The 21150-nt window shown below is 60.1% G+C and carries 12 protein-coding genes and 10 pseudogenes; 14 read left to right on the forward strand and 8 right to left on the reverse strand.

What is annotated here, in order from left to right:
- Position 1: 1 nt before the first annotated feature.
- Together ACVWY5_RS05625 and ACVWY5_RS05630 are read right to left on the reverse strand one after the other, a co-directional pair.
- Positions 2 to 1867, reverse strand: coding sequence for an alkaline phosphatase family protein (locus ACVWY5_RS05625; RefSeq protein ID WP_080667370.1), 1866 nt, complete (start codon positions 1865 to 1867; stop codon positions 2 to 4).
- A gap of 32 nt (positions 1868 to 1899) precedes the next feature.
- Positions 1900 to 2361: a nuclear transport factor 2 family protein gene (locus ACVWY5_RS05630; RefSeq protein ID WP_028338068.1), complete on the reverse strand. Its 462-nt coding sequence runs from the start codon at positions 2359 to 2361 to the stop codon at positions 1900 to 1902.
- Between the two features lie 403 nt (positions 2362 to 2764).
- Here ACVWY5_RS05630 and ACVWY5_RS05635 point away from each other — a divergent pair.
- From ACVWY5_RS05635 to ACVWY5_RS05650, 4 genes and pseudogenes are all read left to right on the forward strand, one after another.
- Positions 2765 to 3963, forward strand: a pseudogene (locus tag ACVWY5_RS05635) (IS3 family transposase).
- A gap of 91 nt (positions 3964 to 4054) precedes the next feature.
- Entirely contained in the window at positions 4055 to 4375 is a 321-nt protein-coding gene (locus ACVWY5_RS05640; RefSeq protein WP_051376384.1) for a hypothetical protein, read from the forward strand.
- A 199-nt stretch (positions 4376 to 4574) separates the two neighbouring features.
- Positions 4575 to 4625 (forward strand): annotated as a pseudogene (locus ACVWY5_RS05645) (hypothetical protein); the annotation flags it as partial.
- A 46-nt stretch (positions 4626 to 4671) separates the two neighbouring features.
- Positions 4672 to 5293: pseudogene (locus ACVWY5_RS05650) on the forward strand (transposase); the annotation flags it as partial.
- Positions 5294 to 5622: 329 nt separating this feature from the next.
- Here the strand turns inward: ACVWY5_RS05650 and ACVWY5_RS05655 are convergent.
- The 4 genes and pseudogenes from ACVWY5_RS05655 to ACVWY5_RS05670 all read right to left on the reverse strand — a co-directional run.
- Entirely contained in the window at positions 5623 to 6549 is a 927-nt protein-coding gene (locus ACVWY5_RS05655) for an AfsR/SARP family transcriptional regulator (RefSeq protein WP_080667330.1), read from the reverse strand.
- Positions 6550 to 7987: 1438 nt separating this feature from the next.
- Positions 7988 to 9811: an NEL-type E3 ubiquitin ligase domain-containing protein gene (locus ACVWY5_RS05660; protein WP_321177163.1), complete on the reverse strand. Its 1824-nt coding sequence runs from the start codon at positions 9809 to 9811 to the stop codon at positions 7988 to 7990.
- Positions 9812 to 9954: 143 nt separating this feature from the next.
- Positions 9955 to 10614: pseudogene (locus ACVWY5_RS05665) on the reverse strand (IS110 family RNA-guided transposase); the annotation flags it as partial.
- Positions 10615 to 10826: 212 nt separating this feature from the next.
- A pseudogene (locus ACVWY5_RS05670) lies at positions 10827 to 11135 on the reverse strand (transposase); the annotation flags it as partial.
- Between the two features lie 42 nt (positions 11136 to 11177).
- Here ACVWY5_RS05670 and ACVWY5_RS05675 point away from each other — a divergent pair.
- The 3 genes and pseudogenes from ACVWY5_RS05675 to ACVWY5_RS05685 all read left to right on the forward strand — a co-directional run.
- Positions 11178 to 11980 (forward strand): annotated as a pseudogene (locus ACVWY5_RS05675) (transposase); the annotation flags it as partial.
- A gap of 97 nt (positions 11981 to 12077) precedes the next feature.
- Positions 12078 to 12296: pseudogene (locus tag ACVWY5_RS05680) on the forward strand (transposase); the annotation flags it as partial.
- An 88-nt stretch (positions 12297 to 12384) separates the two neighbouring features.
- Positions 12385 to 13335, forward strand: coding sequence for a class I SAM-dependent methyltransferase (locus ACVWY5_RS05685; RefSeq protein WP_321177616.1), 951 nt, complete (start codon positions 12385 to 12387; stop codon positions 13333 to 13335).
- A gap of 231 nt (positions 13336 to 13566) precedes the next feature.
- Here ACVWY5_RS05685 and ACVWY5_RS05690 read toward each other — a convergent pair whose 3' ends face one another.
- Positions 13567 to 14532, reverse strand: a complete 966-nt coding sequence (locus ACVWY5_RS05690) for an IS481 family transposase (RefSeq protein ID WP_028337816.1) — start codon at positions 14530 to 14532, stop codon at positions 13567 to 13569.
- Positions 14533 to 15043: 511 nt separating this feature from the next.
- Positions 15044 to 15571: a CarD family transcriptional regulator gene (locus ACVWY5_RS05695; protein ID WP_051376388.1), complete on the reverse strand. Its 528-nt coding sequence runs from the start codon at positions 15569 to 15571 to the stop codon at positions 15044 to 15046.
- A 652-nt stretch (positions 15572 to 16223) separates the two neighbouring features.
- Between ACVWY5_RS05695 and ACVWY5_RS05700 the strand changes: the two genes are divergently transcribed.
- The 7 genes and pseudogenes from ACVWY5_RS05700 (at position 16224) to ACVWY5_RS05730 (ending at position 21132) form a co-directional block, all read left to right on the forward strand.
- On the forward strand, positions 16224 to 16472 hold the full coding sequence (locus ACVWY5_RS05700; RefSeq protein ID WP_321177165.1) for a hypothetical protein: 249 nt from the start codon (positions 16224 to 16226) through the stop codon (positions 16470 to 16472).
- Positions 16450 to 16569: pseudogene (locus ACVWY5_RS05705) on the forward strand (carbohydrate porin); the annotation flags it as partial. The gene ACVWY5_RS05700 and the pseudogene ACVWY5_RS05705, both read left to right, overlap by 23 nt.
- Before the next feature lie 71 nt (positions 16570 to 16640).
- Positions 16641 to 16805 (forward strand): annotated as a pseudogene (locus ACVWY5_RS05710) (carbohydrate porin); the annotation flags it as partial.
- A 143-nt stretch (positions 16806 to 16948) separates the two neighbouring features.
- Positions 16949 to 17143 (forward strand): annotated as a pseudogene (locus ACVWY5_RS05715) (IS256 family transposase); the annotation flags it as partial.
- A gap of 507 nt (positions 17144 to 17650) precedes the next feature.
- Positions 17651 to 18703, forward strand: coding sequence for a KamA family radical SAM protein (locus tag ACVWY5_RS05720; RefSeq protein ID WP_028337821.1), 1053 nt, complete (start codon positions 17651 to 17653; stop codon positions 18701 to 18703).
- Positions 18704 to 18718: 15 nt separating this feature from the next.
- Positions 18719 to 20320 carry a gamma-glutamyltransferase family protein gene (locus tag ACVWY5_RS05725; protein WP_028337822.1) on the forward strand — a complete coding sequence of 534 codons (1602 nt, stop codon included), beginning with the start codon at positions 18719 to 18721 and terminating at the stop codon, positions 20318 to 20320.
- A complete protein-coding gene (locus ACVWY5_RS05730; RefSeq protein WP_080667332.1) occupies positions 20317 to 21132 on the forward strand; it encodes a 7TM domain-containing protein in 816 nt (271 codons plus the stop codon). Before ACVWY5_RS05725 ends, ACVWY5_RS05730 begins: the two co-directional genes overlap by 4 nt.
- The last annotated feature ends 18 nt before the right edge of the window (positions 21133 to 21150 follow it).

Raw genomic sequence — 21150 nt, forward strand, 5'->3', positions numbered from 1 at the left:
ATTAGACCTCCAGCGGTGAACGCTTGGCAGAAACGTACGGCGGATCGGCCAGGATCGAATTGATTGGGGATCCGTCAATGTCAGGTGGCGAGGCCATACCTAGCGCTGACGAAATGGTCGGAGCGACGTCGACGATCGAATGCAGGCGTGATGCGTGTCTCCCGGCCACAAAGGCGGGACCAGCTGCGAACATCAGTGTCTGCAGACGCGGATCGAGTGGCCAGAAATGATCGTGTCCGCTGGTGAACTCGGTCCAGGGGATCGTAATCTCGAACATCGGTCCCGGATTGTTGCGCGCCTGGTAGCCGCTGCTCAGGCAAAACACGATGTCGCCCATACCTGGTCCGTGCGCACCGAGAGCAGCGAAATGATCTCGTGGTGCGGCGATGTGGACGACGCGCTCGCCGTTGCGCGGGTCGGAGATATCGAGCAATCCCGCGCAGAGCTCGTCGATCAGTGCGCCGGCCTGGTCGCGGTGAACGATGCCTGTGGGTTCGCGCCCCGCGACATTGAGATACACGCCATTGCCGAGCACGCAGGCGCGGGTGCGACCCCAGTCGACTTCCGCCGGGTCGTCGTCGCGGAAGCAGAGGTATCCAGCCTCGGCGAGCCAGCAATTGAACCTGACCGTAGTGTGATGCAGGTCTTGGCCGTGGTCACCCATTACAATGACGTTTGCGCTTTCACCCACCGCGTCGATCACAGTTGCGACGAGCTGGTCGGTCAGCGCGTAGATATGCCTTAGTAGTCCCTCCGCTTCGTCGGCGCGGTTGGGTTCGAAGCGGGGATGGCGGGGGTCGATAGCCCCTTGGAGAAGGTGGTGCGCCCAATCGACGATGTGGGTATGCACCATGTATAGGTCCCACGGTTCGTCGCGGAGAATCGAGCGGGATATACGAGAGAGCCAATCGATGTTGAGCTGGCAGCGGTCGACGTGCGTAGCGATGTCGATCGCGCCGGAGAATAGCAAGGAGGGATCCGTCTGCTCTTCGATCGGTCCGGCAGCGCGAAGGTGTTTTTGCCAGAGCGCATCTGGATGCGAGTGGCCGTCGAGTTCGTGGAGGGGGGTATTGAAGAGCTGGAACGATACTGGGCTGGTCTCTGCGGCCAATGTCTTGAAGCGCAGCGCGCAGCGGCGCAACACGCCGCGGCGATTGACCGCCTCGATCTCGATGGGATTGCTCCATTCTCCACGCAACAGCGTCATGACAAGGTTGCTCCAATCGGCGCCATGCGCGATCGAAAGGGTTGGTCCGTCCTTGCCTTCGGATACGGCGAGGTCGAAGCAAACCGGCGCATGACCCCAGGTGTTGGGCAATGAAAGCCGACCGAACCAGACCGGCGCGAATTGCTCAGGCGCCTGACCTAGCCAGGGAGCAGCCTCCGAGATGGTGGCGTCCTCGCTATCCGGCCAGCTTCTGGTGCCTGACGCGGCCGTCTCGTGAAGGCATGTCAGTCCACCCCATCCCGCCGCGCCGTCCACCCGCAGGGTTGCGGCAGATGGATAAGAAACCGGAAACTTGACGACGTAGCTCGAGAGCCCGTTGAGACAAGCTGTCTGCCAGAGAGGCTCGGCAGTCATCTGTTCGGCGTAGACACCGCTGATGCGATCGTCGAGCCGCCGTCCGGGTCGATGCAGCAAAAAGCCTTCGATTCCGTTCTTGGACGGATAGCATCCCGTGCTCATTGCCGTCCAAGCGACCGGAGTGGTCGCCGGCAGGGTCGAGATGAGGGGAACGCGAGCGCCACGCGCGACCAGTGATGCGAGAGCTGGCATTACGCCGTCACCGAGATAGTGCTGCAGCGTCGATGGCGAAAACCCGTCAATACCGACAACTGCGATCCTCGGTCGAGCGTGGCGTTTCATCGGAATACTTCCTGCGTTGCCGATCGCTTGGTCTACTTCGGCGTGCCGACGGCGGCGGCGGCGGTGGCTACCCGCTCCTCGAGCAGGGTGATGGCTTCGGGAGCGCGACCCTGGACCGGCACGCCAACGGAGGCGAGCGGCGAGGTATGCAGGTGCGCGATCTCGAGCCCACCTTTGCCTTGCACCACCACCAGCGTGGCGCGCAGGTTGGCAGTGCCGCCGCCGGCCGAAACCCGGTTGTGATACGACACGACGGCCGCATCACCGATCACCCGAATTTCAGGCGAAAGAATCTGCGAGCGGCGCTTCTCGCCGAGAAACTGCTCCTCGAACCCGCGGCGGAACTCTTCGAGGCCGTCGATGCGGGTGGGCGAGGAGATCGAGAAGAACGATGCGTCATTGGAGAAAGCATCGAAGAAGGTCTTGTCACCGTTCTCATATGAGGAAACCCACCTCTTCAAGAAGGCGCTTACGTCATCAGCTTTCAGAGCCATTGGGACTCTCCGTATTGATCAAGATTGGACCGCAGCGAGCGATCGCACCATCGCGGGCTCGCCGGTCTCGAATTCGATATCAAGCCAAGGCCTCGCCGCGATCACGTGTCGATTTCACCAGTGTCACACCCCGAGTGGCTATCGCACACGGACGAAGCAACTCATTCGAGCGGGTGAGGATCGACGGTGCTTGGAGAAGTGTTGCTAAACCTATTTCGAAATTGAAGCTTCGAGTCGATTGGCTATAGAGGAAGATGCTTCGGCTGGCGGACGAACAACGGGAGCGCATCCGGAAACACTTTCCGGAAGAGCACATTGCTGATGGACGGCTGGGCCCGCTGACCTTGCCCCGCGGGCTTAATCCAGTTTGAAGTTCGTTCTGGCCCACGACAAGGACCAGAGCATGAAGCGCAGCCGCTTTTCGGAAGAGCAGATCATCGGGATTTTGAAGGAGCACGAGGCCGGCGTGTCGGTCGCCGATCTGTTCCGCAAGCATGGCGTCAGCGACGCCAGCATCTACAAATGGAAGGCCAAGTTCGGCGGGCTGGAGTCTCGGAGGCCAAGCGGCTGAAGACGCTGGAGGATGAGAACACGCGGCTGAAACGGTTGCTGGCCGACGCCATGCTGGACAACGCCATGCTGGACCACGCAGCCTTGAAGGACCTCGTGGGAAAGAAATGGTGACGCCCGCGGCCAAGCGGAAAGCTGTCGCCCATCTACGGGAGTCCTTCGGGATGAGCGAACGGCAGGCGTGTAAAGCCATCGGCTGTTGCCGAATGACCATGAGATACCAAGGTCAGACAATGTCGGCCTTCGCCAACGCATGCGAACGATCGCCCGAGAGCGGCGTCGCTTCGGCTATCGACGCCTGCATGTTCTGCTCAAGCGGGAGGGCTATGTGATTAACCACAAGAAGCTGTTCCGGCTCTACCGGGAAGAGAAGCTTGCGGTGCGTCGCCGTGGCGGCCGCAAGCGGGCAATCGGGACCCGGGCACCGATGATGGTGCCGATGGCCCCCAACGATCGCTGGTCGCTCGACTTCGTGTCGGATCAGCTCACGGACGGCCGCCGCTTCCGCATCCTGACCGTGGTCGACGACTGCACTCGCGAGTGTCTGGCGCTGGTGGCCGATACCTCGCTCTCGGGCACCCGGGTGGCGCGGGAATTGGACCGGCTGACGAACGAGCGCGGCAAGCCCAGGATGGTGGTCAGCGACGATGGCACCGAGCTCACCAGCAACGCCATCCTGACGTGGGCCGACCAGAGAGCCGCGTCGCCTGGCACTACATCGCGCCGGGCAAGCCCATGCAGAACGCCTTCATCGAGAGCTTCAACGGCCGGCTACGGGACGAGTTGCTCAACGAGACGCTGTTCACGTCCTTGGCCCAGGCCCGTGTCGCACTTGGTTGTTGGCGGACCGACTACAACGATGCACGACCGCACTCACAGCTCGGATGGAAGACACCATCTGAGTTCGCCTTCACCTGCAACCCGCGTCGGGATCTGGCGCTACGCTACGCCGAAGGCTCCGCGCCAGCTCCCGTCGCTACCACCGCCCGCGCGGGCAAATCCAACAGCCGGAGCGAACTCAGAACTGGATAAATCTCGGGGGCAAGGTCACCGCAAGCCTATTGCGACACGCCAAGTTCTGGAAGCCGTTCTTTGAATTCTGAATACAGGCGCGCAGTGGCACATGCCGCCGCAGTGCTATCCGAACTATAAGACCGTGCATCATCGCTCTGAGAATTGGCGCCGCAAGGAAGTGTTGCGACGCATTCTGACCGATATCGCCAACGAACTTCGCGATGAAGGTGCGCTCGATGAGGAAGATTGTTTCATCGACGCAACCTTTGCGTTGGCCAAAGGCGGCGGCGCAGAGGTCGGCCCGACGAGACGTGGAAAAGGTCTGAAAATCATGGCGATTGTGGATCGCCGTGGCTTGCCGCTTCCGGTGAGCACCCATGCTGCGAACCATCACGAGGTGCGCTTGGTGCAGCTCTGTTTCGATTTCTAGATGATCGAGGCTAGCACTACTTTGGCAGTTTCGTCAGTTTAGTGAGCCCGTCAGGATTCCCGAATCGATTTTTCAATGATTCATAGGGGGCGGCTTTTGGAGGGGCCGACCATGGGGAACGCGACGTCGGACCGGGAGGACAAACTCGAATGTTGGCTGAAGCCATTTCTCGATCGCTTGGGTCATAGGCCGGCGGCGAATGTGTCCGCTTTACATTGCGGGGTTGATCGGCCCTGGTGAGCGCAAAAGCATTCAGCCGATGGCGGAGCGCTTTGCCGCGGGCGATTACGATCAATTGCGTCAAGTTGGTCTGGCCAGTTGCGACGCGCGGACGTCCCCGCAAGCGGTGCATTCCGGACATCCTGTCGAGGGCAGCGGAAGACATGCTCGCCGATGCCAAGTGGCAAACTGTGAGTTGGCGAACCGGAACCAAGGGTCGATTGAAAGCCCGTTTTGCCGCCGTTCGGGTGCGGATCGCCGACGGACTACCGCAGCGGATCAAGGGTAAGGGCCAGCAGCATCTTCCCGGCGAGGAGGCCTGGCTGATCGGCGAACACAGAACCTCAGGGGAGAAGAAATACTATCTCGCCAATCTGCCGGCCGCGACAGATCCGCGCACGCTAGCTGCCACGATCAAGGCTCGATGGATCTGCGAACAGGCGCATCAGCAGTTGAAAGAGGAACTCGGGCTTGATCACTTCGAGGGACGATCCTGGCAAGGTCTTTATCGTCACGCACTCATGACCATGATCGCGTACGCCTTCTTGCAACACCGTCGCCTCGCACAAGCGGAGCGGAAAAAAGAATCAACGGACCCCCGCCTCAGCCAAGCTTGCCGGCCGTACGCCACGCCATCGTCGATCTCATTCTTCGACTGCCATCCCCGCGATGCCCATATTGCAGAAGACGAACCCGTGAAAAGCCGCAGCGCAAGTAAATCTGCCAAAGTAGTGCAAGACGAGAGAATCTGATCGGCGATCGCGCCTATGACAGCGATGCGCTTCGATGAAGAGCTGCGGTCACAGAGCACCGAGATCGATCGCCCCGCATCGTTCAAACCGGGTGAGGTCGCTCACTCAAGACCGGCGCAGGCTCCGTCGTTACACCCGGCGCTGGCTGGTCGAACGCTCTTTCGCGCGGATACAGTGGCGCCTGTTGGTGCGTTGGCAGTTCTATCCGCAGAACTTCCTCGGCTTCGTCCAGCTTGCTTGCCTGCTAATCCTGTTTCGCCAACTTTGAGATAGGTTCTAGTGACGCGAGGAACCGTCCGGCGAAAGCTCGTCCAGCAATTCTGCACAAATCGCAAGAAGTTTGGAAACAGTCAAGCGCAGTTCACCTACTCGATCCGTCGAGGCGACCGACGATTCGGATGTTTGCAGGCGCGGTGTTCTCGGCTTTATACGCCGCGTCAGACCGAGAGAAGAGAGGATGAATTCAGCGTCGGCGCTCAGCGGAACTCCGAGGTCATCCTTGAGAACGCGCCGACAAAGATCGACCTGCGCGAGGGCAAGGCCGTTCTTTCCCGTCGCTAAATAGGCCTTCACGAGCGCAAGATGTACGGTCTCGACATAGGGATCAATCTGCAGGAAGCGGTTGGCGTAGAGAATAACTTTGTCCGGTTGAGCTGCCTTGGCAAAATATTCGATGAGCAGTTGCAGCATATCCAGATGACATTGCCGAACGTGGGCACGTGCCTGGTGCAACCATTCGGTGTCCATATCCTCAAGCAAATCTCCGCGATAGAGGTTGACGGCATTTTCGATCGCCGTGACATCGAAGCTGCGGAATTCCTCGACATGACTCGGAATCGCCTTAAAGACGCTCTCGAATTCGGCCAGGTCGATGTGAATGTTAGTGTCGGCGTCGATCCGGATGTCGCCATTCTCCTCGATGCGAACGATCTCGTATCTTTGCGTGCTTCGTGGCGCGACGTGATTGATGCGCCACAGAATCGTGCTGAGCCGGCGTCGGTGTGCCTTGTCGTAGTTTGCCGACCAAAGCAGATCGACGATCTCTTCCCGCCGGACACTTCGACCGTAGCGAAGCACGAGCAAAGCGAGCAAGGTTCTGGAGTGCTGTGATAGCCGGCGACCGTAAGATCGGCCGTTGCAGATCACCTGGAAGCTTCCGAAGGTACGAATATTACAGAACACGGCGGCACCCAAAAGAACCAATGCAAACCCTCGCTCGCAGCAACGAGCGCAGGGCGCTTAAACTCTAACCCCTGAGGGAGCCACCCCTGCGAGCCGCCTAATTAGCCTCAAATCATTTGACGACGGAGAACGTTTACGCCGCTTGTGCGGCGCCAGCATCCGGTCGGCTCTTTGCTGAGATGTTTCGTTGTCGTGCAACACATCGAGGCTGCAGACGCGAGCGATCGCCGCGGCGCGGCGCGAGATTCGCTGATGGTTCATGGATTTTGCTTTTAGCTCTGATGTCGGTAGCGGACTGGTTGCCGGGGTCCAGAAACCGTAATCGTGAACGGCCAATGTGCTTTTGGGGTGCCCCTTGGACATGGGCACCGTCCCCGCCGAACGGGGCTGTTAGAACGCTGATGGCCACTGAATGCTATCTCGGGTTCCTGAGGCCCAAGGGTACGGTTGCATACAACTTATACGTTTGCAACGTGAAATGTTCTACCCGAGGTGCGACGAAACCGCGCGCTCTCGTAAAACGGTTGCAAGGCTCGATGCTGGCGGAAGACACGTTGGTCGATGAGGAATGGTTCGTGATCCCCTGGGTTCTCGTGCCCACGGCCCCGCCCGGTCTTACAAACCCGAATTGCTCAAGCTCCTTCCGAAGCGCGGACAACGAACCTGCAAACCGTGCTGTCGTGGCTCTACTGCACTAACGATCAAAAGCCCGCCACGGACATAGACGCAAAGTAAGACCGTATGGTGCGCCCCGACGGCGCGTATTACCAGTGGAGGAAGCATCCACCCAGAGAATTGTCGATTGATCTGGTAGCTGACGAGCGGTTTGGACGAGCAATCGGACAGACCGAAGCCTCGTGACAAAGGTCGCTTTGGGCGGCCGAGCAATCCAGCGGGCGGTAACGTGAGTGAAGCCTGAGCACGCCTCGAAAGTTACGATGCGGACGCCGACCCGATCGTATGGCGGGGAAGGCCGTGCGGACAGGGAAGCAATCGACATATGCACCTGTCTGGTCCGCCGGGGTAATGGGCATGGCACGCTGGAAAGGTAATATGGGTAATCGGGGGAGACCCGTCGGCGACCGCATCAACGCTGTCCTCGCCGCTGCGGGCTATAATTTCGGCCTGCTCCTGCGATGGCTCGCAGAGCTCATGCACGCCATCATCCGGGCGCTCGCCGAAACTGTCCCGGTTCAAAACATCGCTTAAACCGGCAGTCGCCCTCGTTCTTCACGGAGGACTAACTCTGAATTAGGACACGGGCCTCGGAATACGGACAGTACCCAATTTTCAACCAGTCAAACCCGCCCACCGCGCGCTGTTTTCGGGCCTTTCCGGGGCCGTTTTCAGCCCCTTCCATGCGTGCGATCCGCCGGGGCCTACCATATCGACCGCCCACAATGACGCGGCGAGGGTTGAGTGGAAACAGGATTGACAGCCTCGCAACTAGACGGCCGTTTCACACCCCAAGCCCGTGGTCCGCGAGCACCTGACGCGTCAGCGCGCCCTTGATCTCGCGGGCGATCTCGTCGCGGATCTGCGCTCCGAACTGCCGCTCGGCATCGCTGTTCCCGATCAGGTCATGATCGGCCAGCCGTTGCTGGAGGTGGCTGTCGAACTCCTCGCCCATCGCCTCGACGAGACGACCCTGCATCTGTGCGTGGGCTTCGGGCGCGATCCGGCTTACCACCGTTTCCCAGGGTTGCCACCGGGTTGCCAGATAGTAGGCAAACCCCGTCGCCTCCTCGTGGCGCACCCGCGTCTCGGCCGTGCTGAGGTCGTAGTCTGTAACCCAGGAGACGCCGAAGAAGCGAATGTCCGGGGCGATGTGCCGTAGCTCCAGCCGCTCGCGCAACTTGACCTGATAGGCGAGATAGACTTCGATCTCGTCGACAAAGCGGAGCGAGTCGACCTTCTCCCGGGCGATCTGCTCGAGCGCGTCCAGGCGGAACAGGATGCGGCCCTGTTCGACAAGATCACCAAGCCGATTGTCATAGGCGCCATCCTCGACGTCAGCGTTCAGGCGTGCGGTCTGCATGCTGTTCCAGGTCAATGTGATGCGATCCTCGCAGCTCTCGCTCGCCCCAAAGGCCAGCTGAAAATACTGCTCGCGCAACCGCGGCCTGATCGCCGCCCGCTGCAGGTCCTCGATCACGGCCTGCCGGAACTGGGGATTGCCGTAATTCACAGTGTCCCGCAGCCTGTCGAGGAAGCTTGCGTATACCGGGGCACCCGCCTCGTTGGCGAAGTTTTGCCAGGCGGCCAATGACTCGGGCGCCTCCTCGAGCCAGTCCGCCACCACTTCGGGCAGCGGCCGCGCTTGACTCTCCGCTGCTCCCCCGCCCATTGCGAAGAAGACCCGAGGGCCGACATAGCCTGGCGCGTTCAGGGCTGTCGCCAGATTCGTCAGCACCCTCTCGGTCAGCGGATTATCCTCCAGATAAACCGTACACCCACAACCTAGCTGCGTTAGCAAGGTCTCCGGCAGGCTGGTCAGCCGGTTGTCGCCCGCCTCGAGCTCCTGAAGCTCGGTCGGGAGGGCATCGGGCAGGCTGGTCAGCCTATTGCGGCTGGCATGAAGCCTCTGGAGCTCAGGCGGGAGTGTCTCGGGCAGGCTAGTCAGCCGGTTGTCGCGGACGGACAGCAACTGAAGCTCGGCGGGGAGGCTCTCAGGCAGGCTAGTCAGCTGGTTGCCGTCGGCTTCGAACTCTTGGAGTTCGGGCGGGAGGGTGTTGGACAGACTAGTCAGCTGGTTGCCGCCAACGGCAAGTAACTGAAGTCCAGCCCGGAGGATCTCGGGCAGGTTGGTCAGCCGATTGCCGCGGACGTCGAGGTTCTGGAGCTCGGCCGGCAGGGTTTCTGGTAGGCTGGTCAGGTGGTTGCTGACCACGGCGAGTGTCTGAAGTCCCTCCGGAAGTGTGACGGGCAGGCTGGTCAGCCGGTTGGCGCCAACTTCGAGCATCCGGAGTTGGGCCGGAAGGGTGTCGGGCAGGTGCATCAACTCGTTGCCGCTGACGTTGAGCGACCGGAGATCGGGCGGGAATGCGGCGGGCAAGGTCGTCAAGCTCAGGTATGGCAGCTCCAGACGCGCGTAGACGTCGCCGGCCTCTCCCCAGGCTTTGATTCGTCTTACCGCCTCTTGCCGGTCCTCGCCTTCTATCTGCTCCTCGGCGCCAGCCCAACTGTTCAGGATCTGGTCAAGCTGCGATGGCCAGAGCACGGGGGCTTCACCGTTCGTCGGATTGCTGACAGAGCCGGTGGCGGAGGCCCACCCGTCGCTCAAGGCTTCGACCCTCTGCGCCGTTGCCGGGGTGTGCCGGTGTGCTTCTTCTGAAGTATTGCCATCGCCCGCCCAAGGCTGTCGGTCGAAGCTCGATGCCCCGAGATCGTGCCAATAGTCCGTCTGACTGAAACTGCCGCCCAGCGATTGCCCACCAGGGCCGCACGGATCGTCGCGATGGATGAATGGCATCGCACGTCCCGATAGGTTGCCAAGACGTCAGGATTCCGCTCGCCTGCAACAATCGCTCGGATAATCCGCATGCCGGTTGCGCCCGTTATATCCGTGATCACATGATGGAGTTGCAGATTCACCTCAATCAGGGCCTTCTGCATATGCTGGATATGGGCGGCGGCATATTCCACCAGCCGCTCCCGTTGGCGGAGATACGCGCGCAGGGTTGCGATCTCGGCATCAGGTCGGAAGCTGCCGCGTAACAGGCCATAGGAGTGAAGCTGGCGCAACCATGCGGCATCGCTGACATCGGTCTTGCGCCCGGGCACGTTCTTGGCGTACCGCGCATTGACCAGAATCACCTCAAACCCGCGCTGCTCCAGGATCTCGTAGACCGGGATCCAATAGACCCCGGTGGATTCCATCGCGACACTCGTCACGCCGCACGTTTTGAACCAGTCCGCCAGCTCATGCAGGTCTTGCGTGAATGTGCCAAAAGAGCGCACAGGCACGTCGGTGCAAGCGGGGTTCACCGCAGCCATGTGCATCGTTGATCCGATGTCGATGGCGGCGGCCCCGACGTTGGCCGGCTTCAGTTCCGGACGGTCGCCGGCCGTCCTCTTCTTCTGCATGGCAATCCTCCATTCAATGATGAGCAGGAGGGTCTGGGCTATGCCAATCGTCATCTTCCTAATCGGGATCGTCGCCAGGGCGACGTCACCACTCTCAAGTTCGCATGCACCCATGGACCATGTTTTTTAACGGGGATTGTACCTCCAATAATCGAACGGCCGCTACCCTCCCAGCCGCCGAGGATAGCACAAGGCTGTTTCTACCCCGCACAGGCGCGCCACCGTGCTGGACAGTTTTTTAGAATGTCGCGCTCCATGCGCAGCCGCTCGTTCTCTCGCTGCAAACGCGCGATCTCTGCCGCGTGGTCCGCCGACGGCAGCGTCGCCTGCGTTGTGGGGCGCCGCGTCGCCGCCGTCGGCTCCAGCCGGGCCCCTCGCTGCTCCACCCACCGCCGCAGCACGGAATCGCGCAGGCCAAGCTCCTTGGCGACAGATCCGATCGAGCGCCCGCTCGACGCTACGAGATCAACCGCTTGCCGCTTGTAGTCGTCCGTAAACGACCGACGTTGACGTCCTTCCATCCGACACCTCCTGGCTCTTCGAGCCTACTACAGGTGTCCATCAATTCGGAGGAGGTTCACGAGGTTGAGAGAAAGGGCCGGCAGAGCGGCAAGTACAAGAAGGTCTGCACGACCGATCTCGATGCAACGATGGCCACAAATGCCCGAAACCGTCGGCTGAAGCCCTCTTACAAGCAACACACGGCCGTCGATGACAAGGTCGGGGTCATTTTGGACGTCGCGGTCACAACTGGACAAACGAACGAAGGTGAGATGATCGAGCCGCAAGTTGATGAGGTTGAAGCGATTACAGGCATCGACATCAAAGCGGTCACCGCCGATGCCGGCTATGCTTACGCCAAAGTCTACGGCGCTCTCGAACGGCGCGGCATCGATGCCCTGATCCCGGCTAAATCTGAACCAATCAAGAGTCGCGTACCTCTCAGACGCTTCCGGTACGGCGCCAAGCACGACATCCTGAAATGCCCGCGAGGGCGTACCTTGCGCCCCGCGCGACCCATCAAGCACGGCCGTTTCTTTTACTCGAAGGCAAAGGATTGTGCCCGGTGTCCGCTCAAGGGTGACTGTCTATCGAAGGGGAGAGTTAATAAGGGCAGTTGTTGTGGGTAACGATTATCCCGCACTGCTCCGCGCCCGCCGCCGTCGCGAGCGATGGAGCTGGCAAGATCGACGGCTCTATCAGCGCCATCGCTGGCGTTCAGAGGGCTTCCATGGCGAAGCCAGGACCTGGCATGGGCTGGCGCGCGCCATACGGCGTGGTCTGCCGAACATGAAGATCCAGGTCTACCTGACGCGCCGCCATCAACCTCAAGCGGCTGGCAGGCGCTCTGGCTGCACTCCTTTTGCGCTCGATCGTTTCCCCTCGAAACGCCGCGGTCAGCATCGCGAGTGAATGGGCCGGTTACTGCATCGAGCGAATCCATCAACCACTTGTTCAACGGCCCCCGGGTGCACTTCATGCGTAACGCGCTGGCGCTTGCCGGCAAGAGCGGGCGGCGCGCCGTCTCCGCCTTCATCGCTACCACCTTTGCCCAGGGTGATGCCGAGACTGCCAAGGCGCAATGGCGAAGGGTCTCCGACCAGCTCCGCCCCAAGCTGCCCAAGCTTGCCGGCTTCCTCGACGACGCCAAGACCGATGCGCTCGCCTACATGACCTTTCCGCGCAGCGTTGGACCACACGGACCCATCTACCAACTGGAACGCGACGTCTTGCACGTGCGCAGGCCAGCGACCCGTCGCTAGACCAGGCGTGCAGCGGCTGGTGAAAGTGGATGCCGCTGCGAGAGCAGGCGCCGAAAATGCCAGTTTCTGGCTCAATAAATGCTTCTTTGAAAGTTACCGCTTCTCCGAGGATCGATGTGTGTCGGGATCGGCGAGAGCAATTGATCTTAGTGTAGTCAAAGGGAATGACGCGATGAAAGAAACGGTTGACGATCGCCTATTGGCCGCAATTGATCGGCTGGCAAAATCTTCCAGCGAGGTTGCCAAAGCTTTGTCGACGATGCTTAGCAAGCAGGACATTGCAAATGAACACCTTCGCAAACTTGTAACCGCTGCGGAAATGTACGGGCTACCCAGAACAAACCATGGCTTGTTTCGTGCTTTGTCTGTGATTGCGCAGGAACAAGCCATTGAGATAATCCGCACAGAAATGACTGATGCTGTGTTTTTTGCCGATCATGATGAGTTCAGGCTTGATGCCTTGTCGAAAGCGGGTGCGGGCGTTGTCCTCGAATTCGGCGTCTATAGCGGTTACACGATCAGCACCATGGCCGAGCGATTTCCAGAGCGGAAGTTTTATGGCTTCGACAGCTTTACTGGCCTCCCGGAGCGCTGGAACGGATACCTTCCAGTGAACTTCGATCGTGGAGGTAAGGCGCCTAACGTTCCGGAGAACGTAGAGCTTATTATTGGACTGTTTGATGAGACGATTCCGGTGTTTGCTCAGCGCGAGCTTCCCATTGCGTTCATCCACGTCGACTGCGACATATATTCAAGCACAAGAAGCATCTTTACGGGGCTCAAGTCTCAGATTCGTCCGGGATGCGTTATCGTGTTTGACGAATACTTCAACTACGTAGGGTTCGAGAAGCATGAAAGATTAGCATTCGACGAATTCATCCGTGAAACCAACTATGGTGTCAATTGGATATCGTATTCGGGGCAACAGGCCGCTTGTGTACTGACGACGAGTGCGTAGTCCGTACAAGCCGAATACGACTGCCTGACGCAACGTCTGCGTGCCATGTATGTCGACAAACCTCGACGGCCGGATCGACAATACAATGTATGACAGGGTGTTAGCGGAATGGGGCAAAGAGCAGGATCGCTGCTCGCGGGAGATCGCTTGGCACCAGGTGGCCGAGCGCTCGTACAAGGACGAAGGTGCGACGCTGCCACGAATGCGCAGCGGCTTTTAGAGAAGCGGCCGCTAGGTGTTTAGTCCTGGCATTCGCTGGAGCGGGTTGAGTTTGAATCGTTCCGGCTGGGAAGTCCAGCATTTGCAGGTGTATTCGTAGGGTGTGAGGCCCCTCAGGGTCTTCAGCCGTCGAGCGTAGTTGTAGGCGGCGATGAAGTCGGCAAGGTAAGCTTCGAGCTGATCGTGTCGATCGTAATAGTGGCGTTGGACGGTCGCTTCCTTGATCGTGCGGTTCATGCGCTCGACTTGGCCATTGGTCCAGGGATGCTTGATCTTGGTCAGCCGATGTTCGATGCCGTTTTCCTGGCATCGCATATCGAACATATGCGTCACGTATCTTGCCGTCGGACCGTCCGCATAGCGCGGCGGGAAGGTGAACTGGATTCCATTGTCGGTGAGAACCGTGTGGATCTTGTAGGGGGCAGCCGCGATCAGAGCTTCGAGGAAGGCCACGGCTGAGGTCCTTCCCGTCTTCCTGACCAGTTGCACGAAGGCGAACTTGCTGGTGCGATCGATGGCGACGTAGAGGTAGAGCTTGCCTTCAGCGGTCTGAAGCTCTGCGATATCGATGTGGAAATAGCCGATCGGGTAAGCCTTGAACTTCTTCTTCGAAGGCTTGCTGCCTTCGACCTCCGGCAATCGGCTGATGCCATGGCGCTGGAGACAGCGATGCAGGGATGATCGCGTCAGATGCGGGATGGTCGGCTGCAGGGCATAGAGGCAGTCGTCGAGTGGCAGCAGCGTATGCCGCCGGAAAGCGATGATGATCGCCTCCTCCTCGATGGAAAGGACTGTCGACTTGGCGTCCTTGGGGCCTGTCGAACGATCGGCGACGGTCTCGCGCTGCTTCCACTTCGCGACAGTCTTCTGGTTGATCCCGTAGCGCTTGGCGAGGGCTCTCAGGCTCTCTTGACTATTTTGTATTGCTCGACGGACTGCCTCCGTCGTGGTGGCGCAGCCGTGTAAAACCTGTCCCATAGCGCATCCTTCGAATCGCGCGAAAAGAATGCACCATCAAAGCTTGGGACTAAACACCTAGCCCCCGTCGGGGCTCTCCTTGTTTGTTGGGCTAATGCACAACGCCGCCCGCTTGAAATACATGCGGACGGCGCTGGCTCTAGCCCCAGGAGGGATCGTGCAAAATCCTGATGAGGATAAGTCTGCACGAAGCGCGCGCAGGTTTCACGCCGAAAAGGAGTAGTTTGCCTCCGTAAGATCCCGGTACCCTGGAGGAGTAGGGGGAATTAGATTTCTGGCCCGGCGACGTCGCTTGCGCGGAGATCGCAAGACGTATCCTTGAAGTGGACTGAGGGCGCAGCCCTCGCGCGAGCCATCCAGCGATGCGCAGGGTGGGGACACCTTCTCGCAAGCGGCAGAATGAGATTTGCGCCGGGGCCGCGCGAAAGCGGTCCCGGCGCATTGCGGAAGGTTTGGCCGCGGCGCCGCCGTTTTCGATGGAAGCAAAGCCGCGACTGTCCGAAGGCCCCGACTAGGCGCTGCGCCTGACCTCGGCTGTCATAAGGCTTTCCAGCTCTTTCTCGGCTTTTTCTTCGGTCATGCCGCTTACAAGAGCAACTTCTTCGGACAAGCGATCAACCGCCGCCGTGTAGAGTTGCCGTTCGGCGTAGCTCTGGTCTGGGCTGGTAGCGCGTCGGTGGAGGTCGCGCATCACTTCAGCAATGGCGACAATATTACCCGAATTGATCTTGCTTTCGTACTCTTGAGCAAGTCGAGGCCAATTGCCTCGCCCCCTATGAGGTGGTTGACCCAGGATTCGTCGTATGTGCTGGATGGAGTTCGGATCGGATAGGTGACGCATACCGGTGTTTGTCGCTTTGCTCGTTGGAACGCGTAGCGTCATCTTGCTCTTTGCGAAATAGATGACAAAGAACTCAAGGCGAACGCCAGCCACCGTTTGCTCTTCAACGGCAACGATTTGTCCGACACCGTGCGCTGGGTTAAACGATCGAACCAGTTGCTTTGAATCCAAAGCGCGTTTCACTGCTCTGGCTTTCATTCGCTTGATCGGCAGAAGTCATAGCTGAATGCGTGGGGACCGAATGGTTAGGTTAGTCCTGGACTGATTGTCAAAATTCATTTCGCAACTAGCTCCAATCACGAATTGGCTTGCCGCCAATTCTGGCGCTGATCAATGAACGCATTAGAAACAAACTGGTGGGGCTCCAAAAATGTCGCCCCATTTATTCCTCACCAATAAGCTGCGAGCGCGAGCGCCGCCACGATAATGACGCCGCCAATGTCCATTCCGTTCGATGGCGTGGCTTCTTGGCAACGTGTTCACAGCCTGCGAATCCAGCAGTTGCCATGCTTGCAGGCAAGTGTCTGACAAACCCGGCGTGCGAATGAGAGACACAGGGAACTTTCGGCCAATGCGCCGACATGCTCGCGCCCAGAATGGCTCTGCAGCTCTACCAATGAAAGCCGCGCCGCCCGGCTCAATCTCTAGACCACAGCTTGAAGATCGAGGGGGCTCCGGTTGCGCTGGCCGGTCGTTGACTGCCCCACGCGATCCTGACGGAATTTTTTCGCTTCATCGTCAACATAAGTTAGGTGAGTCACGGCAATGCCGCTCCACATTCAGCGGGGCTTGAATTCAAAGCGACCACATGGCTCGATGCGCTTGCACCCCGCCGCTCAGGATCGAAACTGTGAGACGTACCTGGAGGCGCCTTGGACAACTATTTTTCGCCGCCATGTTGCTTGCGGCGGGGACAGCGGCCGCCCAGGAGGACAAGAAGACCGACGAGGATAAGCCGACCGACCCCGACAGGGGCGAAAGCACCGTGGAGGAAAAGACGCTTGGTCTTCTCTCTAATCCCTTGCAAAAGTACGGCGTCAAATTTGCAGCCACCTATATCGGCCGGCATCGAGGCTTTGCCATCCACCCGTCTCGATGAGGTCTATTTCGAAAAGCAGTGGGGCAATAAGAAAGTCTCGCTAAAGGTGGGACAACTCGCGGCCGACAGCGAGTTCTTCAACACCAAATACACCGGCGTGTTGACAAACGGCTCGATGTGTTGGCCAGCGATCACCTCGCTGGATCTGCCGAGCGGCGCCGCCATTCGATGGGAGCCCGTCTTCTCGTCAACTTCACCGACCAGTTGTCTGTTCTTGGCGGCATCTTCGATGGCGACCAGGCCGGACCCGGCCCCGGTGATCCGCAAGAGTGCGACCGCTATGGCCTCAACTTTCGCGTCAACGATCCGCCCCTCCTGCTCCGTCAGATCCAATATGCGTGGAACAACAAAAAGGGCGATCCTAATCCTGCTGGCCAAATCAAATTCGGGGCTGGCGACGTTTTGGGTCTTTCGCCGATCAGAGATTGGCGTCCAATGGTGTCTCGCTCGCCTCCCCAACCAGCGGTCACGGTGCGCGGGCAAAGGGCTGCCTGTCGAACAGGACAGCCCTCGCGATGGTCTTCAAACTGGTCGAAGGAGCCCAGAAAAGCCGGCGCCGTCTCGATGGTCACAACCGGTTGCCAAAACTCGTTCTCGATGTGACATTCAACGATGGGGTCGAGGTCATCGTCAAACAGATCGACCGTCAGCCCGCAACCGCGGCCGCTTGACCGGCCCGGCCGTCACCAAATTTTGGCGATAGCTCGTGCGTCGCGGCACGTCCAAGCCCGCTTGAGTGCCTCGCTCTCGCGCTCAACCTCATGCAATTTCGCAGCCGCAAGTCGCGGGTGAAATGACCCATCAATGGGGGCATCCCCCCAATCTCATGACCCAATCGTGACACGACACACAATGGTGAGAATACAACATTTCCTCCAATGCGGTACGAAGATGGCGGTGAAACGCGTAAACTAAACCATTTCTGCAGGATCGCACAATTGGCATGCCAATTGCTTGTCACGAATTGTCGGATGTCGAGGAATAAACGCGATTCTCCGACATTAATACAACGTCGAGTGACACTCGACCCGATCGCGTATCCACGCGCCGGGGGCTAACGCTTAGACTCCGTCTAATAAGGGGATGGGAGTATCTTGATGCTTGAGTCAGTGCGGGAGGGTCTTGTATCCGAGGCACGAGTGCAGTCAGAAAAGATGGTTCCCTCCGATGCTACGCTCATGAACTTCATCGAATGTGCGCGCTTCGTCCCAGAAGAAGAGTTGCAGGCGAATGACATCACGCAATACCAAGTCACGAAGTTCTATCGCGAGCACATTCAAAAGAACCGATACTACGAGCAGCTGAAACACATAGTCGAGCCTTCGCTCAAGGAGTTCGAAAGTCCCGGAAGCCTTGACACGAGCGGCGAGCACGCCAACACCGTCGTGCCCGGCTTGCAACACAAATACCCGCAGACAGGACTGCTGCTCGTCACCGATCGCTGTGCATCATATTGCCGTTACTGTTTCCGCAAGCGCATTGTCGGCATGGATTCCGACGAGATCGCGCCGGATTTCGCTGAAGTGGCTCGCTACATCGGCGCGCATCCGGAGATGAACAATGTGCTGCTCTCGGGCGGTGATCCGTTCATCCTAAGCACCACCAAGCTCGAAATGATCGTCGACCACCTGCTGCCGATTCCGCATCTGACCTCCATCCGCTTGGGAACCAAGATGGTGGCCTTCTCTCCCAAGCGGCTGGAGGATCCGACCCTCGCTGCTCTGTTCCGGCGCATGCGCGAGGCGGGCAAGACGCCGATCATCGTCGCCCACTTCGATCACGTAGGCGAAATCTCGTCCGAAGCAGAGCATTGCATCCGCGGGCTGCGCGCGCATGGCGTCCAGTTCCTCAATCAGACGGTGCTGCTCGCGAACGTGAATGACGACCCCGCGATCATCGCCGACACCTTCGCCAAGTGCCATGAGATCGGCGTGCGGCCGTACTACCTATTCCAGGGGCGACCAGTGAAAGGTGCGTCGCACTTTCAGGTGCCGCTCGCCCGCGGCATCGAGATCGCCAAAGGGGCTAATCAGCTGCTGAGCGGGATCCAGAAAACGTTCAAGTACATCATGTCGCATTATACCGGGAAGATCGAAATTCTCGACCTCGGCGACGATGGCCGCGTGTACATGCGCTACCACCAGAACAAATATCTGGACAAGCTCGGCAAGATCTTCTCCCGGCCGTATGTTGAGGACGCCTACTGGCTCGACGATTTGCCGGAAGCCTGACCCGGAGCGCTCGCGATGCTGATCGCAGATCGAGAGCGCAGCGGCGTTGCGCCCGCGGAGGGACGCAAGCCGGCAAGCCGGGCAGCGGTGGTGACGGCCTTTCCGCTCGCCACCCAAGCCGGGCTTGCCACATTGCGTGCGGGCGGCAACGCCATGGACGCGGCGGTCGCCGCCGCGTGGGCGTTGTCCGTCTGCGAACCGAGCGCGTCCGGGCTGGGTGGACAGACGTCGATGCTCGTGCGCCGCACCGACGGATCAATCCGGATCATCGACGGACAGTCGCGCGCACCCGCAGCGGCATCGCTCGAGACGATCACGGCAATCCAGCAGCGCCGCGGTCATCGCGCCTGCACGGTTCCGTCGGCTCCCGCGACTCTCGACTGGGCGCAGCGCCAATATGGCGTGCTCAGTCGCGCCCAGGTGTTGGCGCCGGCGATCGGGATCGCGGAAGACGGCTATCCCATCACGCAGCTGCAGCATCGGCAGTGCCGATGGGTGGCCCAATATCTACGCGCCGGCGCGGCGGCGGAGTTGTTCCTGGCGGACGGCCGGCCGCCGCCCGCCGGCTCAACGTTCCGCCAGCCCGCATTGGCGGTCACGCTCCGCGAGCTCGTGCGTCGCGGCATCGAGGATTTCTACCAGGGCTCCATTGCCCGCCGGATCACGGCGGACATGGCGACGTGCGGCGGGCTCATCACTGCCGCCGACCTCTCAGCCTGCGCTCCGCCGGTCGAGACAGATCCGCTGTCGGTCGAGTACGCCGGCTGCCGGATCGTCAGTGCTCCGGCGCCGAACGGCGGCCCGCAGCTCCTCATGGCGTTCAACCTGTTGAAAGAGCTCGCGGAGCACGGGTTTGCGAGATCGGAAAGCGGATGGCGCAAGGCGCTCGCCCTTGCCGTGCCGGCGGCGTTCAGCGAACGCGAGCACATGAGCTCTCAGCAGCCCGCGCTAACTTTGCGCGACTCGCTGAGTCAGGATCATGCAAGGCGGGTTGCGGCCGCGATTGCTGGCTCGCGAAAGCTCGCCTTCACGGCCGATTGCGCGGAAGAGCCCGGCGATACAACCCATCTGGTGGCGTGCGACCGGCACGGCATGATCGTCAGCCTGACTCAGTCGATCCAATCGGTATTCGGCGCGAAGGTCGCCCACCGCACGCTCGGCTTTGTCTACAACAATTATCTCTGCACCTGTCCGCGCACACCGCATGCTCATGCGCTAGCGCCGCGGTGCCGGCCCCGCTCGAACATCGCGCCGACGCTGGTGTTGGGCGGCCCCGCCGCAACGCCATTGCTTGCATTGGGCGCGGCCGGCAGCCGCCGCATCATCTCGGCCATTCTCCAGGTCACGTGCGACGTCATCGATCACGGCCGTGACATCGTTTCGGCCGTCGATGCGCCGCGCGTGCACGGGCTCGTGGGCGGCAAGGTCTGGATCGAGCGGCCGGCCGCGGACGACGCCTTGCTGAGTAGCCTCCTGGCGAGCGGGCGCGAACCCGTCATCCGGTCACGCCACAGCTACGCCATGGCGGCCGTGCACGCGCTGCAGTTCTCGCCGGACGGCGGCGTGACGGGGGCGGCTGACCCCCGGCGTGACGGAACGGCGGGAACGTTCCAGTGATCGAAAAATCGACCACCCCGCCCGAGTCGACGGGCGCGATAGCTAGGACCGATTGGCTCTTGGTCTTCTTGTTCGCGCTTCCGGTCGGGATCGCGCTAGCGAAGATTCCGGTCTTCCCGACCGCCGCCGTGACGACAGGCTTATTCTCGCTTGCCGACGTGCCTGCACATTTTCACGCCGCGGCCGAAAATGTGCTGCTGGTAGCGCTGGGCGCCGTGATCGTCGCGGTTTTCCGGCTAACGCTCGGCGTGAAGGTCCTCAGCTTCTTTCGTCCCATCCTCCTGGCGATGGGGTTCAATATCCTGGGTATTCCGATCAGCCTCGCGTTCGTTCTAGTGGTGCTTGTGGTCATGGTCGGGCTTCGCCGGCTGCTCACGACCAATCACAGCTACTCGCGCCTCGGCGTGCTGTTGAGTCTCGCCTCGACGTGTCTGTTCGTGCCGTTGATAATCGGAAGTTGGTGGAATATCGCATGGCTGCGTGAGATTTCCCTGTTTCCCGTCATCGCGCTGTGCTTGACCTGCGAGAGCTTCGCCAAGGTGCTCGACCAGGACGGTTTGGCCGAAGCCCTCTGGCGGACACTGATGGCGGTGATCGCGGCCGTCCTGATCGTGAGCTTGATCAAGCTGCCGGGCACGTTCAAGTTCTTTCTCCGATTCCCCGAAATGGTGCTGGCGCTCGCCGGCAGCATTCTGCTGATCAACAAGTATCTCGACGTTCGCTTGTTCGAAGGCATGAACCCGTTCGTTCGAGAAAAGACGGAACCCCTAGTTGAGAAGCGGATGCCGACCCGCGGTGGTCGGAGCAAGTGATGACTTGGAATATCAATT

It is taken from the genome of Bradyrhizobium sp. USDA 3256, assembly GCF_054058275.1.

Excerpts from the sequence above, each read along its gene's own strand:
- ACVWY5_RS05625 (WP_080667370.1), bottom strand. The coding sequence starts at position 1,867 with ATGAAACGCCACGCTCGACCGAGGATCGCAGTTGTCGGTATTGACGGG.
- ACVWY5_RS05630 (WP_028338068.1), bottom strand. The coding sequence starts at position 2,361 with ATGGCTCTGAAAGCTGATGACGTAAGCGCCTTCTTGAAGAGGTGGGTT.
- ACVWY5_RS05640 (WP_051376384.1), top strand. The coding sequence starts at position 4,055 with ATGCCGCCGCAGTGCTATCCGAACTATAAGACCGTGCATCATCGCTCT.
- ACVWY5_RS05690 (WP_028337816.1), bottom strand. The coding sequence starts at position 14,532 with ATGGGACAGGTTTTACACGGCTGCGCCACCACGACGGAGGCAGTCCGT.
- ACVWY5_RS05695 (WP_051376388.1), bottom strand. The coding sequence starts at position 15,571 with ATGAAAGCCAGAGCAGTGAAACGCGCTTTGGATTCAAAGCAACTGGTT.
- ACVWY5_RS05720 (WP_028337821.1), top strand. The coding sequence starts at position 17,651 with ATGAACTTCATCGAATGTGCGCGCTTCGTCCCAGAAGAAGAGTTGCAG.
- ACVWY5_RS05725 (WP_028337822.1), top strand. The coding sequence starts at position 18,719 with ATGCTGATCGCAGATCGAGAGCGCAGCGGCGTTGCGCCCGCGGAGGGA.